The sequence below is a fragment of the Streptococcus mitis genome, assembly GCF_047464035.1.
Taxonomy (GTDB): Bacteria; Bacillota; Bacilli; order Lactobacillales; family Streptococcaceae; genus Streptococcus; species Streptococcus mitis_DX.
In genome coordinates, this window is sequence record NZ_JASHCQ010000003.1 from 80,672 (window position 1) to 96,586 (window position 15,915).

Genomic DNA, 15,915 nt, shown 5'->3' on the forward strand with positions numbered 1-15,915 from the left:
GTGTATTTTTTTATGATATAATAAAATGAAATAAAAATTGATAATAGAGGTATATCGTGAGTAGATCTTCGAAGCGAGCTCGTCAGGGTAAAACAAAAATATTGATTAGTTGGGGGTTGCTAGCTATCTATGCATTACTAGCAGTCTTTTTGTTGTTTTTGATTTTCAAGTACAATATGCTAGCCTTCCGATATCTCAATATAGTGGTCACTGTCTTAATTGTAGCCTTAGCTATCTTGTGCTTCTTTTTAATTCGGTCAAAGAAAGTTCAAAATCTAACGTTGATTTTATTACTACTTGGTGTGTTAATCAATGGTACTTCTCTCTTTGCTGTAGGGCAGTTCATTGGATTTACCAGTCGCCTGAATGCAACATCGAATTACTCAAATTATTCGATGAGTATTGCTGTGTTAGCAGATAGTCCAATTGATAATATCAGTCAGGTAACCAGTGTAATGGGGCCTACTGGGACGGATAAGGATAATATCCAACAGTTGATGAATGATCTGAAGGCTAGTCAAAATAAGGAATTGACTGTCGAAGAAAGTAGCTCCTATCTTGCGGCCTATAAGAGCTTGCTAGCCGGTGATACAAAGGCAATCATTCTAAACAGTGTCTTTGAAAACATTATCGAATCGGAATATCCTGACTATGCTTCGAAAATTAAGAAAATCTATACCAAAGAATTAACCAAGACGGTTGAAACTCCAAAAGATGTCAAAGGTGACAGTTTCAACGTTTATATCAGCGGAATTGATACTTACGGTCCAATTAGCTCAGTTTCTCGTTCGGATGTCAATATCATTATGACAGTGAATCGTGAAACGAAAAAGATTCTCTTGACAACGACACCACGTGATTCCTATGTTCCAATTGCAGATGGTGGCAACAACCAAAAAGATAAGTTGACCCATGCGGGGATTTATGGGGTAGATGCTTCAATTCATACCCTGGAAAATCTCTACGGTATTGACTTGAACTATTATGCTCGTTTGAATTTCACTTCTTTCTTGAAGTTGATAGATCTCCTTGGTGGGGTTGATGTTCATAATGATCAGGATTTTACATCATTGCATGGTAAGTTTCATTTTCCTGTAGGGAATGTTCATCTTGATTCGGAGCAAGCTCTTGGCTTTGTGCGTGAGCGCTATTCTTTGGCAGATGGTGATCGGGATCGTGGCCGTAACCAGCAAAAGGTCATTGTTGCAATTCTGCAAAAATTAACCTCTACGGAAGCTTTGAAAAATTATGACAGTATTATAAAAGGGCTGCAAGATTCGATTCAAACCAATATGCCACTTGAAACCATGATGAACTTGGTCAATGCCCAACTTGAGAGTGGTGGAACGTATAAGATCAATTCGCAAGATCTTAAAGGAACAGGGCGTATGGATTTACCATCCTATGCCATGCCTGAGAGTAGCCTCTACATGATGGAAATTAGTGACAGCAGTTTAGAGTCAGTCAAGGCTGCAATCAATGATGTGATGGAAGGGAAATAAGACAAAATGATTGATATTCATTCGCATATCGTATTTGGTGTGGATGATGGTCCGAAAACTAAGCAAGAAAGCAAGGCGCTTTTGACAGAAGCCTATAGACAAGGTGTAAGGACTATTGTATCGACATCGCATAGACGAAAAGGAATGTTTGAAACTCCTGAGGAGACGATAGAGACAAACTTCCAAGAAGTGAAGGAGTTAGCCAAGGAAGTGGCTCCAGATTTGACCATTCTCTATGGAGCAGAAATTTATTATACCCATGATGTGCTTGAGAAGTTAGAAAAACAGGTGATTCCAAGTCTCAATGGGACACGCTATGCTCTCATTGAGTTTAGTATGGCTACCCCTTACAGGGAAATCCATACTGCCTTGAGCAATGTTCTCATGCTTGGGATAACGCCTGTAGTTGCCCACATTGAACGTTACCATGAATTAGAAAATAACGAAAAACGGGTAAAAGAGTTGATTGACATGGGCTGCTACACTCAAATCAATAGCTCAAGTATTTTAAAACCAAAGTTATTTGGGGATAAATATAAATTTATGAAGAAACGAGCTCGCTATTTCCTAGAGCGTGATTTGGTACATTTTGTGGCGAGCGATATGCACAATTTAGACCAAAGACCGCCTTACATGAAAGAAGCTTATGAGATCGTCTCAAAACAATACGGTGAAAGAAAGGCGAGAGAATTATTTATCGAAAATCCTCGCTTTATCTTGGCAGATCAAATTATTTAGGAGTTGACATGAAAGAAAATAAAGAAATCGGAATTGATGTTGTTCAATTATTTAAAATCCTTTGGAAGAAGAAACTCGCTATCATACTAACTGCGGTTGTGACAGCGTTACTTGCATTTGGCTTGAGTAGTTTTGTGTTGAAACCGGAATATGCTAGTACAACACGAATCTATGTTGTTAGTCGCAATCAATCTGAAAATACAGGGTTGACGAATCAGGATTTGCAGGCAGGTACCTATCTTGTAAAAGACTATAAGGAAATTATCCTTTCGCAAGATGTACTGGAAAAAGTCATTTCAAATCTTAAATTAGAGAAAACAGTTAAAGAACTAACTAAGAAAATTCAGGTGACAGTACCGGTAGATACTCGTATCGTATCGATCGTTGTTAAGGATGATCAACCAGAAGAAGCAAGTCGTATCGCAAATGCTCTTCGTGAAGTGGCAGCTGAAAAAATCATTAAGGTAACTCGTGTATCTGATGTAACAACATTAGAGGAAGCTAGACCAGCAATAGCACCATCCTCACCTAATATTCGTCGAAATACTGCGCTTGCTTTCCTAGTAGGTGGAGCAGTGATGGTTGTTGCAGTCGTATTGCTTGAATTATTGGACGATCGTGTCAAACGACCAGAAGATGTCGAAGAAGTCATGCAGGTTGCACTTTTAGGAATTGTTCCAGATTTGGATAAGTTAAAGTAAGGGAGAAAACATGCCAACATTAGAAATCTCAAAAAAGCGTTTAGATTTTGCTAAAAAAGCTGAAGAACACTATAATGCTTTGCGTACCAATATTCAATTGAGTGGTGATAATTTAAAAGTTCTTGCTATTTCATCTGTCAAACCTGGTGAAGGAAAATCGACAACGTCAACTAATATCGCCTGGGCTTTCGCGCGTGCAGGCTATAAAACATTGCTAGTTGATGCGGATATCCGTAATTCAGTTATGTCTGGTGTCTTCAAGTCAAGGGAAAAAATTACTGGGTTAACTGACTTCTTAGCTGGAACTACTGATCTTTCAAATGGTCTCTGTGATACCAATATTGATAACCTATTTGTTATTCAGGCAGGACCGATATCACCTAACCCAACGGCCCTCCTGCAGAGTGAAAATTTCCATACCATGATTGATACCTTGCGTAAGTATTTTGACTATGTCATTGTGGATACTGCACCGATTGGGATGGTTATTGACGCCGCTATCATTACACAAAAATGTGACGCTTCTATCTTGGTTACGGCAGCTGGAGAGACAAAACGACGTGATATCTTAAAGGCGAAGGAACAGTTAGAACAAACAGGAACTCCTTTTTTAGGTGTGGTTCTAAATAAATTCAACACCGAAGTTGAAAAATATGGAGCTTATGGCGGTTATGGAGCCTATGGAGCCTATGGTTCCTATGGAAATTATGGGAAAAAGAAGTAGGTAGAGTTACCTAGGAGGTAGTTTTGAGAGAAGTATCAAATATTCGAAAACTAGAGATTCTCATAATACAACTGTTTCCAATTTATCTGTTATCGTTTGTATTAGCTAGTCATGAACTTCTGGTATTTCTGATGGTGGTTCACACTATTTCTTACTACATTACTGCATATAGTACAAATTTCAAGTACCGGACCCTTGCAGAGGAATGTATACAAACGTTAAAATATATACTGGTTTATATTTTCTTATCCTGTATAGTTTTTCCTATTTTAGAACCAAATATACCATATTTATCATTAGCTAATCTATTATGCATAGTGGCTGTAAATTCAATTATGCTAATGGTTGTTAATATTTGGATTCGTAAGATTTGGAAATATCTATCACGTCAAAAAAAATACACTCAGTGTATCTTGCTAGTGACCACACGTGCACGAGTTGAGAGAGTCCTACAGCAACTGTCTACTTATGAGTATGGCTATGTTTCAGCTGTTTGTATTGTAGATGATGAGCATTTTGAATCTTCGAATTTTACAATCGTTACATTGAATAACTTAGTAACCTATGCTACGAGATCAGTCGTAGATCAAGTGGTGATTAATCTCCCAAGTGAAAAATTTTTAATTGCAGATTTTGTTTCTCAATTTGAAATGATGGGTGTGCCAGTAGCTGTCAATATAGCGGCTTTAGAATTTGTAACTAATGGTGAAAAAGGGATTCAACGTTTTGGAAATTCTAGTGTTGTTAATTTTTCAACAACCTTCTATCGTTCAAGTGATGTTGCTCTTAAACGTGTTATAGATATTATTGGCTCCTTGGTTGGTCTGATTATTTGTGGTCTGGTGTCTATTTTTCTTGTTCCTCTGATAAAAAGAGATGGAGGCCCTGCTATTTTTGTACAAGATAGGGTTGGTAGAAATGGACGAGTATTTAAATTTTATAAATTCCGTTCTATGAGAGTAGATGCGGAGGAAATCAAGAAGGAATTGATGAGTCAGAACCAGATGCAGGGTGGAATGTTTAAGATTGAAAACGATCCACGAATTACAAAGATTGGGCACTTTATTAGAAAGACGAGTCTAGATGAATTGCCACAATTTTGGAATGTTCTAAAAGGTGATATGAGTTTAGTTGGTACTAGACCGCCAACCTTAGATGAGTATATGACGTATACACCGGAACAAAAACGTCGTCTCAGTTTTAAACCAGGAATTACAGGCCTTTGGCAGATTAGTGGTAGAAGTAATATTACAAACTTCGATGATGTAGTAAAATTAGACATTACTTATTTAGATGGTTGGACAATTTGGAAAGACATTGAAATTTTACTAAAAACTATTAAAGTGGTATTTATGAAAAATGGAGCGAAGTAATTTTTGTTTTATTATAAAATAAAGTAGGAGTGATATGAGAAAATCAGTTTATATCATTGGTTCAAAAGGAATTCCTGCCAAATATGGAGGGTTTGAAACCTTTGTTGAAAAGTTAACCGAATACCAAAAAGACAGCAACATACAATATTATGTTGCTTGTATGCGTGAAAATTCAGCCAAGTCTGGTATCACGGAAGACCGGTTTGAGCATAATGGAGCCATTTGTTTCAATGTTGATGTGCCCAATATCGGACCAGCCCGCGCCATCGCTTACGATATTGCAGCAGTCAACAAGGCTATTGAATTGGCTAAGGAAAACAAGGACGAAGCTCCCATTTTTTACATTCTGGCTTGTCGTATTGGTCCTTTTATTTCAAGAATTAAGAGAAAAATTCGAGCTATTGGGGGCACCTTGCTTGTGAATCCAGATGGCCATGAATGGTTGCGAGCAAAGTGGAGCATGCCAGTTCGTAAGTACTGGAAATTATCAGAGCAACTCATGGTCAAGCATGCTGATTTACTGGTATGCGATAGCAAAAATATTGAACAATATATTCAGGAGGACTATAAACAGTATCAACCAGAGACCACCTATATTGCCTATGGTACTGATACTGCTCCTTCAAATCTGAAAGCAGAAGACACAAAGGTTCGGAACTGGTATCAGGAAAAAGGAATTAACGAAAATGGTTATTATCTAGTGGTGGGACGATTCGTCCCTGAAAACAACTACGAAACCATGATTCGTGAATTTATCAAGTCCAAGTCCAAGAAGGACTTTGTCCTCATCACAAATGTGGAGCAGAATAAATTTTACGATCAGTTGTTACAGGATACTGGTTTTGATAAAGATCCTAGGGTCAAATTTGTCGGTACAGTCTATGACCAAGAGTTGCTCAAGTACATTCGTGAAAATGCTTTTGCCTATTTCCATGGGCATGAGGTTGGGGGGACAAACCCTTCTCTACTAGAAGCTCTAGCATCAACAAAACTGAATTTGTTGCTAGATGTTGGTTTTAACCGAGAAGTTGGGGAGCAAAGTGCGATTTATTGGAAAAAAGATGAGCTTTCACAAGTAATCGAGAAAGTTGAACAATTCGATGCAAAAATGATTGATGAGTTAGATAGACAATCAAATCAGAGAATTGCGGATGCTTTCACTTGGGAAAAGATTGTTACAGACTACGAGAAATTATTTAAAGGTTAGAAATGCAGAAAATTTTATATCTCCACGCTGGTGCCGAAATGTATGGCGCTGACAAGGTTTTGTTGGAGCTTATTAAAGGTTTGAATAAAGACGAATTTGAAGTACACGTTATTTTACCGAATGATGGTGTCTTAGTTGGTGCATTGGAGAGTGTTGGTGCTAAAGTTAGAGTTATCGATTATCCAATCTTGCGTCGTAAATATTTTAATCCTAAGGGGATTCTTGAGTATTTTGGCTCATATAATCGTTATTCAAAGAAAATCTCCAAATACGCTAAGGAAAATGGAATTACTCTCCTTCACAACAATACTACTGCAGTACTTGAGGGGATTTATCTCAAACGTAAATTGAAACTTCCTTTAATTTGGCATGTGCATGAAATTATTGTGAAACCAAAAGCAATCTCAGATTTCATCAACTTTTTGATGGGACGTTATGCTGATACGATTGTGACGGTTTCAAATGCTGTAGCTAACCACGTTAAGCAGTCTCGCTTTGTAAAAAATGACCAAGTTCAAGTTATCTATAATGGCGTTGACAATGCCGTCTATCATGAAATGGATGCCAACACCGCCCGTGAACAGTTTGGTATCGCAAAAGATTCTCTTGTCATCGGTATGATTGGTCGAGTTAATGCCTGGAAAGGGCAAGGCGACTTTTTAGAAGCTGTGACTCCAATTTTGAAGGCTAATCCAAAAGCAGTTGCCTTTTTGGCTGGTAGTGCATTTGAGGGTGAAGAGTGGCGTGTTGATGAGTTGGAAAAAGCTATATCAGCCTTACCAGTAGCTAGACAAATCAAGCGTATCGACTATTATAGTAAGACGACAGAGCTCTATAATATGTTTGATATCTTTGTCTTGCCAAGTACTAATCCAGATCCTCTACCAACAGTAGTCCTAGAATCTATGGCTTGTGGCAAACCTGTAGTTGGTTATCGTCATGGTGGTGTCTGTGAAATGGTTAAGGAGGGGGAAAATGGTCTCCTAGCTACTCCAAATCAGCCTGCAGAATTGTCGAAGGTCATTCAAGAATTAGTTGAGAAGACTGAGAAGAGAGAGCAATTTGGCAAGGCATCGGTCAAACGTCAAAAAGAACTTTTCTCATTACAAAGTTATATTCGTAATTTCTCAGAGCTATATAAGAAATACTAAGATGAATATTGAAAAAATTAAGAATAAATTAAAACCAATTGTATACCCAATTACTAATTTTATTCCTAGAAGAAGACTTAGGAATAAAAATTTTACTATCATTTGTGATAATTGTTGGGCTGGAAAAGTCTATCAGGAATTGGGCTTACCTTATCAAACGCCATTTGTAGGGATGTTTGTTTTCTCTCCTGATTACATCAAGATGCTCAAGAATTTAAAACACTATTTGAGTGGAAATATCCCCTTGAAATTTGTTAAAGAATCGAAATACATTAAAGACTTTGATAATGCTTATCCACTTGCCCTTTTAGACGATATCGAATTACATTTTTTACATTATGCAGATGAGAAAGAAGCAACTCAAAAATGGAACCGTCGTTTAGAAAGAATTCATTGGGATAATTTGTATTTTAAGTTCAATGATAATGATGCTTGTACTTATGAATTGATGAAAGAGTTCGAAGAGCTTCCATACAAGAGTAAGGTTATCTTCTCTTCTAAGAATTATATTGATCTACTATCCTTAGTTCATTTCAAATCAGCAGAGAAGCAAGGACATGTTGGGATTGATTTGAAAACTTACCACCGCTATTTTAATGTTGTTACCTGGTTGAATAAGGGCGGAGAGGATTTAAGTAAATGAAAAAGATAAGACTCATTATTCCATATTTTGGAAAACTTCCAAAGTTTTTCCCTTATTTTTTGTTGACCGCCAAACGTAATCAAAAGATTGATTTCTTAATTTATACGGATCAAAATGTTGACCAATTTGAAGTTTTAAACGCTGATAATATTGAATTTAAGACTCTTTCGTTTGATGATTTAAGAAAAAAAGTACAGTCTAAATTTGATTTTGAAATTTCTCTCAAAACTCCGTATAAATTATGTGACTATAAGGTTGCCTACGGGCTTATTTTTGAAGAAGAATTAAAAGAGTATGATTACTGGGGATTTTGTGATACAGATGTCTTACTTGGTGATATTTATCAATTTCTGGAAAAGCATAGCTTTTTTGAGAATGATTATGCTCGATATGGTCTTTTGGGTCACCTCCAAATATTTAAAAATTCACAAGAAGTTAATCATGTATTCATGTCTGGTAGAGGTTTAAACTATCGATTAGATTATCATAATATCTTCACTAATGAGCAAACTTTTATTTTTGATGAGGCAGATGGTATCCAAAAGATTTTTGAAAAAAATAATTTCAAACAACTGCAAGATAAATTCTTTCATGATATCGATATTAGTCATTTCTCATTTCGAGAATATGGTGAAAATGAACCTAAACGCTATTATTTTTGGTCAGAAAAGAATGGACTTGAAAGTATTGAAATTGAAGACAATAAGCTAGTCGTTAAACATCCATTATATGCACATTTCCAAAAAAGGACGATTGAATGTCCAGAGTTTGAGGTTGTCGATTCATTTTATGTTATACCTAACCGACTAGTCGTTGGAGATAAAATTTCTATACAAGAGATTGAAAAAGTAACAAATAATAGATTTTATTGGGAATATGTTAAGTCAACATTTTTAAAAAAGTTTAAGAGAGAAAAATGGACATTAGGTTTTATTCGACATAAGTTAAGGATGAAGAGTAAATGAATAATATAGATTTGAGCATTATTGTTCCAGTATATAATGTTGAAAATTATTTAAGAAGGGGTCTAGATTCAATACTTTTGCAACCATCATCAATCACATATGAAATTCTGCTAATTAATGATGGTTCAAGTGATAAAAGTGGTGCGATTTGTGATGAGTACCAAAGTAATTTTTCAAATGTTTTTGTTAGTCACATCGAAAATAACGGAGTGGCAGAAGCTAGGAATTTAGGTATTTCTTTATCGAAGGGAAATTATTTATATTTTATGGATCCGGATGATTTTTTGTCAGATAATTTCTTTGAGAAGATTTCTTCTAATTTAAAACAAAAATGGGATGTTCTTTGTTTTGGCTACAATGAAATTAAAGAAAATAGGAATACTGTATTGTCTTGTCGCCCTCATTTTTATACACATTGTGGTTTTCTTGGAAAGAATGAATTTAGAAATGAATTTATAGAATTATTCAAAACTGATATGATGTATAATGTTTGGTCAAGAATCTATAACAAGACATTTATTTTAAAGCATGATATTAGGTTTCCTAATAAACAAATAGGAGAAGATACTTTATTCAATTTTCAAGTTTATCGACATTTAAATACTATTCTATTTATTGATTCGACACTCTATAATTATATTGCTGGTAGAAATGGTTCAGCATTAACCAGTTTTCATCCTAGGAGAATTGAAATTCAATTAGAGGAACTTCAAGAATTACATAAATTGCTTGAACAGTTCCAATTAGAAGATGCCACATTAATTCAAGAAATTAAGACTAAAATAGTTGTCAGTGCAGCTTTTCAAATTTCAAATTTAAAGTTGAGAAGACAAAAAAAAATAGAATTATTACAATCTTTAGTTGATAATGAGGCATTTGAAAGTATTTTTTTGAATAATGGAGAGCAAATTATTGGATCTTATAAGGAGTTGTTGAGACAAAGAAACTTTTCTTTATTTCTTCGGAGATTGAGCATTGATCTTCTCACCAGAAAAAAATTTCAGATCGTTATATTTATTGAAAAAATGAAAATGAATCCAATCTTACGCAAGATTGCTTTTAAATAATTCTGGCTATAAGCATTAACAGTAAAAAGGATATTATGTTAAAAATTAAATTTGAGAACCTTTTGGTTATTTTTGTACTGACCATAATTACTGGATATGATACTATTACGACTACAATGTTAAATAGGACACTACCTAATATTCCTGTGGTTTTATTAATATGTGTAGTTTTATTATTGATTTTTAGATTTTTATTTATAAAAAAATTTAGTTCATTTTATATTGTATCCAGTATCTTGTTGATACTGACAAGTATTATAGTATTTTTACGTACAGGTGGGACCAATTTTCTTCTTTATTCATTGTTGATTATACTATTGTACCAAGTAGATGTTGATGTAGTTTTGAAAACATATGTGGGTGTATCAGGTACAATTGTTTTGTTAATCTTTCTACTTTCAATTTTAGGAGTAGTACCTAATTTACAATTTGCTCAAATCCGCTCCTCTAGTTTAGTAGTTAGAAATTCATTTGGATTTATTTATCCAACTGATTTTGCTTCTCACTGTTTTTATTTATTTATTGCTTGGGGTTACTTACTTAGAGAAAAATATATATTTTTGAGAACGATTGTAGGATTATCTTTAGCATTTTTTATACTAAAATTTTGTGATGCGCGACTAAATGTATTATCTATACTTGCTGCAACTTTGATTTTCATAATCATGTATTACACTAAAGAAAGAAAATATAGAGTATACAGTATAATGCCATATTTTGCTCTTATTTTTTCTGCTTTCATGTTTTATGTTTCCTACTTTTTCACATGGTCTTCTTCGTTCTATGTGAATTTAAATAATCTGTTTAGTATGAGATTGTTTTTAGGTAAAAATGCACTGGATACATATGGTTTACCTTTATTTGGTAAAGCTGGAGTAAAGTTTATTGGCTATGGTGGGACCACCGAGTCGGTTCACAGTTATAACTATGTTGATTCATCTTATATCCAAATGTTATTTTATTATGGATTAATTCCTGTTGTATTGCTAGTATTGATTTATGTGTTTGCTTCAAAAAAAGTTCATAAGCAAAAAAAATATTTATTTCTAGCCCTATTATCTCTTATTACAATTAACTGTATGATTGAAGCTTTCTGGATAAGACCAGGATACAATATTTTTATGTTTACAATTTTTGCTAATTTGTATGATATCCAAAATAAGGAAAAAAGAGAAGTAAGACTATGAAAATAATAAAAAATTATGCTTATAATCTTTCTTATCAGTTACTACTCATAATACTACCTATCATCACAACTCCATACGTTACGAGGGTATTTTCATCAGAAGCTTTAGGAACCTATAGCTTCTTCAGCTCTATTGTTACCTATTTTCTTTTGCTAGCTAGCTTAGGAGTAGCTAACTATGCTACCAAGGAAATCTCAAGTAATAAGAAAGACATTTGTAGGAATTTTTGGGGCATTTATACTCTACAGCTAGGGGCAGCTATTTTTTCTTTTGTGCTGTATGTTGTATTATGTCTTATTTTACCTACTATGAAAAATCCTGTGGCTTATATTTTAGGTTTTAGTTTGATTTCTAAAGCTTTAGATATTTCATGGTTATTTCAAGGTTTAGAGAATTTTCGAAAGATTACAGTAAGAAATATTACGGTGAAATTAGCTGGTGTTATTTCTATTTTTCTATTCATAAGATCATCAAATGATTTATATTTATATGTTTTTTTACTAACCACTTTTGAATTGTTAGGACAATTAAGTATGTGGTTACCAGCAAAAGAATTTATTGGGAAACCACACTTCGATTTGCTGTATGCTAAACGGCATTTGAAGCCAGTCATCTTATTATTCCTACCTCAGATTGCTATATCGCTTTATGTGACATTAGATAGCACTATGCTTGGGGTTCTTGCTTCAGCAAGAGATGTAGGTATTTATGACCAAGCTTGGAGACTTGTTAATATTTTATTAACACTAGTGACTTCGTTAGGTAGTGTCATGTTGCCACGAGTTTCAAATCTTTTATCATCAGGGGATCATAAAGCCGTTAACAAAATGCATGAGATGTCATTTCTAATTTATAATTTGGTAATTTTCCCCATTATGGCAGGAATGTTAATTGTAAATGATGATTTTGTTACCTTTTTCCTCGGGCAAGATTTTCAAGAGGCACGTTATGCGATAGCAATTATGATTTTTAGAATGTTCTTTATTGGTTGGACCAATATTATGGGGATTCAAATTTTGATACCTCATAATAAAAATAAAGAATTTATGCTGTCAACAACAATTCCTGCTATTGTTAGTGTGGGCTTAAATCTTCTCTTGCTTCCAAAGCTGGGCTATATAGGTGCGTCAATTGTATCTGTTTTAACAGAGGTACTAGTATGGTTGATACAGTTATTCTATACTCGTTCTTATTTGAGAGAGGTGCCCATTATAGGTTCATTAATCAAAATTATAATCTCATCTGGAGTTATGTATGGTATCCTACTATTTATAAAACAATTCCTAAATGTATCAGCGATGATTAATGTGGGACTATATGCTGTTCTGGGAGCAATAATTTATGTTAGTTTGATTTTGATTTTTAAAGTAATCGATTTAAGTAAGTTAAAACAACAATTATTAAAAAATAAAGGAGTGTAATATGTACGATTATCTAATCGTTGGTGCTGGTTTGTCTGGAGCAATTTTTTCTTATGAAGCAACCAAGCGTGGAAAAAAAGTAAAAGTTATTGATAAACGTGATCACATTGGTGGGAATATCTATTGTGAGAATGTAGAAGGTGTTAATGTTCATAAATATGGTGCTCATATCTTCCATACTTCTAATAAGAAAGTCTGGGATTATGTTAATCAATTTGCTGAATTTAACAACTATATCAACTCGCCTGTAGCTAATTATAAGGGTAGCCTTTATAATCTACCTTTCAATATGAATACTTTCTATGCTATGTGGGGGACAAAAACTCCTCAAGAAGTGAAAAATAAGATTGCTGAGCAAACGGCTCATATGAAGGACGTTGAACCTAAAAACTTGGAAGAGCAAGCTATTAAGTTGATCGGTCTAGATATTTATGAAAAATTGATTAAAGGATATACTGAAAAGCAATGGGGACGTTCTGCGACTGACCTTCCACCGTTTATCATTAAACGTTTACCAGTTCGTTTAACCTTTGATAATAATTATTTTAACGACCGTTATCAAGGGATTCCAATTGGAGGGTACAACGTTATTATCGAAAATATGCTGAAGGATGTGGAAGTAGAACTTGGAGTTGACTTTTTTGCCAATCGTCAAGAATTAGAAGCTTCTGCTGAAAAAGTTGTCTTTACAGGGATGATTGACCAATACTTTGATTATAAACATGGTGAGTTAGAATACCGTAGTCTTCGTTTTGAGCATGAAGTTCTAGATGAAGAAAACTATCAAGGAAACGCAGTTGTAAACTATACAGAACGAGAAATTCCTTATACTCGTATTATTGAGCATAAACATTTTGAGTACGGCACACAAGATAAAACGGTCATTACTCGTGAGTACCCAGCAGATTGGAAACGAGGAGATGAACCTTATTATCCAATCAATGATGAGAGAAACAATGCTATGTTTGCTAAGTATCAAGAAGAAGCAGCACAGAATGATAAGGTGATTTTCTGCGGACGTTTAGCAGACTACAAATACTACGACATGCATGTGGTCATTGAACGTGCCCTACATGTTGTAGAGGAAGAGTTTAACAAAGATAATGAAGGATAAAATTGATATTGTTGTTTTATGGGTAGATGGGAATGATCCTAACTTTATTAAGGAAAAACAAAGAGTAACTAGTCAAAAGGAATCGTTAAATGCAGACGCTGATGGTGAACAGCGTTATCGAGAATATGGAATTTTTCAGTATTGGTTTCGTATGATTGAGAGACATGCACCGTGGGTCAATAATATTTATTTAATTACGAATGGTCAAAAGCCGAGCTGGCTGAACCTTAGTCATCCAAAGTTGAGATTTATATCACATAAGGAATTTATTCCAGAATCCTATCTTCCAACTTTTAATTCTGCGACTATTGAGTTAAATCTTCATAGAATTGAAGGCTTGTCTGAAAATTTTATTTATTTTAACGATGACATGTATTTGATAAAAGATGTAAAGCCTTCAGATTTCTTCAAAAATAATAAACCGAGGCTTTTAGCAGTTTACGATGCTTTAGTTCCATGGTCCTCGTATACAAACACTTATCATAATAACGTTGAATTGATTTATCGTCATTTCCCCAAAAAGCAAGCCTTAAAGTCTTCGCCTTGGAAATTTTTTAATTATAGATATGGTGCTTTAATATTGAAGAATATCTTATTACTTCCATGGGGCCCTACGGGGTATGTAAATCAACATCTTCCAGTTCCAATGAAAAAGAGTACTTTAGCTCATCTTTGGAAAATCGAGTCGGAGGTATTGGATAGAACGTCACGGAATCAATTCAGAAATTATGGGGTGGATGTGAATCAGTATATTTGTCAGCACTGGCAAATTGAAAGTAATGAGTTTTATCCAATTTCAAAAAATATGGGTGAATCAATTGAGCTAAATCAAATTGATAAGCTGAAGAAAATTTTTGGAAATAAGAAGCGAAAACTACTATGTGTGAATGATAGTATTAATATTGATGAAAGAAGTATTATACTTTTCAAAAAATTATTAGCAGAACGCTATCCAGAAAAGTCATCTTTTGAAAAATGAAAGGTAAAATATGAAATACTACTTAAAAGAAGAATTTTTAAATGATGTTAACCAAAAAAATGCTGGCAATAAGGCACGTAATGATGTTGAAACTGTGTTAAATGAGTTGGGATATATCCCTTTAAGAGTATTGGTTGATGATTGGTATAAAATGAATGTACTCAAGGCACAGATACATAAATATCAAGCACTATCAAAAGCATTCAAACTTTTAAAAAGAGGCGATGAGATTGTTATCCAATTTCCATTATTACACCATTCCTTACTATTTAGTAATTTACTAAAATTCCTTAGAAAAAAAGGTATTAAAACCTATTTTCTGATTCATGATTTAGAAACTTTACGTTTTGTAAATGATGAAACATTACCTTTTAGAATGAAATTACGTATGAAAGTTACGGAGGGATCTTCTTTACATTATGTAAATGGTATTATTGCTCATAATAAAGTAATGAAAGGAGTATTAGTCAATAAAGGAGTTATTGGAGAAAAAATTACTAATTTAGAAATCTTTGATTATTTAATTCCAGATTTTATAGAAAAAACTAGTTTAAGAAAAGAACAACCAATAATTGTTGCAGGAAATTTATCACAAGATAAAGCAGCATATCTGTACTCATTACCTATAGAACCACAATTTAATTTATATGGTGTTGGATTTGATGAGTCTAGGAAGTTATCTAATGAAACCTACTTTGGTTCATTTCTTCCAGATGAACTTCCATCAGTATTGGAAGGAAGTTTTGGTTTAGTTTGGGATGGTGACAGTTCTGAGACTTGTAGTGGATTTTTTGGAGAGTATCTACGCTATAACAATTCTCATAAAGCGTCACTTTATTTGGCTTCTGGTTTCCCTATCATTGTTTGGAAGGAATCTGCTTTGTCTCATTTTGTCTTAAAGAATAATTGTGGTATTACAGTTGATTCTTTGTTTGATATACAAGAAACAATCAATAGTATTTCGGAAGAAGAATATCAAGAGTTAGTAGAAAATGCACAAAAGGTAGGAAATAATATAAGATCAGGATATTATTTGAAAACAGCTTTAGATAAATTAATTAAATAATTGGTTTAAATTCAATAAGTAATGTGTCATTTGTCTCTGATTACTAATGAAAAAATTCTAATTTAATATAGAAAGGT

Annotated in this window: 15 protein-coding genes; all 15 read left to right on the forward strand. The window is 33.9% G+C overall.

The genetic code is table 11. The features are described 5' to 3' along the window. Positions 1-56: 56 nt before the first annotated feature. Genes cpsA through QM818_RS02175 form a run of 15 tightly spaced genes read left to right on the forward strand, consistent with a single transcriptional unit; the run spans position 57 to position 15,838 of the window. The gene (cpsA, locus tag QM818_RS02105) at positions 57-1,502 is read left to right on the forward strand and encodes an LCP family glycopolymer transferase CpsA (protein ID WP_414299850.1); all 1,446 of its coding nucleotides are present in this window, start codon (positions 57-59) and stop codon (positions 1,500-1,502) included. A 6-nt stretch (positions 1,503-1,508) separates the two neighbouring features. Then, entirely contained in the window at positions 1,509-2,240 is a 732-nt protein-coding gene (gene cps4B, locus QM818_RS02110; protein ID WP_000565389.1) for a capsular polysaccharide biosynthesis protein Cps4B, read from the forward strand. 8 nt (positions 2,241-2,248) lie between these two features. Further along, positions 2,249-2,941 (forward strand): CspC family polysaccharide chain length determinant protein, encoded by a 693-nt coding sequence (locus QM818_RS02115; protein WP_414299851.1) that lies wholly within the window; start codon positions 2,249-2,251, stop codon positions 2,939-2,941. A 10-nt stretch (positions 2,942-2,951) separates the two neighbouring features. Beyond that, positions 2,952-3,665 carry a tyrosine-protein kinase gene (locus tag QM818_RS02120; protein ID WP_414299852.1) on the forward strand — a complete coding sequence of 238 codons (714 nt, stop codon included), beginning with the start codon at positions 2,952-2,954 and terminating at the stop codon, positions 3,663-3,665. A 23-nt stretch (positions 3,666-3,688) separates the two neighbouring features. After that, entirely contained in the window at positions 3,689-5,038 is a 1,350-nt protein-coding gene (locus tag QM818_RS02125; protein ID WP_414299853.1) for a sugar transferase, read from the forward strand. 34 nt (positions 5,039-5,072) lie between these two features. Next, positions 5,073-6,245 (forward strand): beta 1-4 rhamnosyltransferase Cps2T, encoded by a 1,173-nt coding sequence (gene cps2T / locus QM818_RS02130; protein ID WP_414299854.1) that lies wholly within the window; start codon positions 5,073-5,075, stop codon positions 6,243-6,245. Between the two features lie 2 nt (positions 6,246-6,247). Beyond that, positions 6,248-7,396 carry a glycosyltransferase family 4 protein gene (locus QM818_RS02135; RefSeq protein ID WP_414299337.1) on the forward strand — a complete coding sequence of 383 codons (1,149 nt, stop codon included), beginning with the start codon at positions 6,248-6,250 and terminating at the stop codon, positions 7,394-7,396. 1 nt (position 7,397) lies between these two features. Further along, on the forward strand, positions 7,398-8,039 hold the full coding sequence (locus tag QM818_RS02140) for a DUF1919 domain-containing protein (protein WP_414299338.1): 642 nt from the start codon (positions 7,398-7,400) through the stop codon (positions 8,037-8,039). After that, positions 8,036-9,004: a DUF6625 family protein gene (locus QM818_RS02145; protein ID WP_414299339.1), complete on the forward strand. Its 969-nt coding sequence runs from the start codon at positions 8,036-8,038 to the stop codon at positions 9,002-9,004. Before QM818_RS02140 ends, QM818_RS02145 begins: the two co-directional genes overlap by 4 nt. Next, a complete protein-coding gene (locus tag QM818_RS02150) occupies positions 9,001-10,071 on the forward strand; it encodes a glycosyltransferase family 2 protein (RefSeq protein ID WP_414299855.1) in 1,071 nt (356 codons plus the stop codon). Before QM818_RS02145 ends, QM818_RS02150 begins: the two co-directional genes overlap by 4 nt. Before the next feature lie 35 nt (positions 10,072-10,106). Next, the gene (locus QM818_RS02155) at positions 10,107-11,258 is read left to right on the forward strand and encodes a polysaccharide polymerase (protein ID WP_414299856.1); all 1,152 of its coding nucleotides are present in this window, start codon (positions 10,107-10,109) and stop codon (positions 11,256-11,258) included. Next, entirely contained in the window at positions 11,255-12,679 is a 1,425-nt protein-coding gene (locus tag QM818_RS02160; protein ID WP_024056597.1) for a flippase, read from the forward strand. Before QM818_RS02155 ends, QM818_RS02160 begins: the two co-directional genes overlap by 4 nt. A 1-nt stretch (position 12,680) precedes the next feature. Further along, complete coding sequence (glf, locus tag QM818_RS02165) at positions 12,681-13,793, forward strand: UDP-galactopyranose mutase (protein ID WP_023946615.1); 1,113 nt, start codon at positions 12,681-12,683, stop codon at positions 13,791-13,793. Then, complete coding sequence (locus tag QM818_RS02170; RefSeq protein ID WP_078237909.1) at positions 13,780-14,772, forward strand: stealth family protein; 993 nt, start codon at positions 13,780-13,782, stop codon at positions 14,770-14,772. Before glf ends, QM818_RS02170 begins: the two co-directional genes overlap by 14 nt. Before the next feature lie 10 nt (positions 14,773-14,782). Then, complete coding sequence (locus QM818_RS02175) at positions 14,783-15,838, forward strand: glycosyltransferase (protein ID WP_000878661.1); 1,056 nt, start codon at positions 14,783-14,785, stop codon at positions 15,836-15,838. Positions 15,839-15,915: the final 77 nt, after the last annotated feature.

Coding starts and splice junctions, on each gene's coding strand:
- QM818_RS02120 (WP_414299852.1), top strand. CDS start 2,952: ATGCCAACATTAGAAATCTCAAAAAAGCGTTTAGATTTTGCTAAAAAA.
- glf (WP_023946615.1), top strand. CDS start 12,681: ATGTACGATTATCTAATCGTTGGTGCTGGTTTGTCTGGAGCAATTTTT.
- QM818_RS02140 (WP_414299338.1), top strand. CDS start 7,398: ATGAATATTGAAAAAATTAAGAATAAATTAAAACCAATTGTATACCCA.
- QM818_RS02175 (WP_000878661.1), top strand. CDS start 14,783: ATGAAATACTACTTAAAAGAAGAATTTTTAAATGATGTTAACCAAAAA.
- QM818_RS02145 (WP_414299339.1), top strand. CDS start 8,036: ATGAAAAAGATAAGACTCATTATTCCATATTTTGGAAAACTTCCAAAG.
- QM818_RS02155 (WP_414299856.1), top strand. CDS start 10,107: ATGTTAAAAATTAAATTTGAGAACCTTTTGGTTATTTTTGTACTGACC.
- cps2T (WP_414299854.1), top strand. CDS start 5,073: ATGAGAAAATCAGTTTATATCATTGGTTCAAAAGGAATTCCTGCCAAA.
- QM818_RS02160 (WP_024056597.1), top strand. CDS start 11,255: ATGAAAATAATAAAAAATTATGCTTATAATCTTTCTTATCAGTTACTA.
- QM818_RS02135 (WP_414299337.1), top strand. CDS start 6,248: ATGCAGAAAATTTTATATCTCCACGCTGGTGCCGAAATGTATGGCGCT.
- QM818_RS02150 (WP_414299855.1), top strand. CDS start 9,001: ATGAATAATATAGATTTGAGCATTATTGTTCCAGTATATAATGTTGAA.
- cps4B (WP_000565389.1), top strand. CDS start 1,509: ATGATTGATATTCATTCGCATATCGTATTTGGTGTGGATGATGGTCCG.
- QM818_RS02115 (WP_414299851.1), top strand. CDS start 2,249: ATGAAAGAAAATAAAGAAATCGGAATTGATGTTGTTCAATTATTTAAA.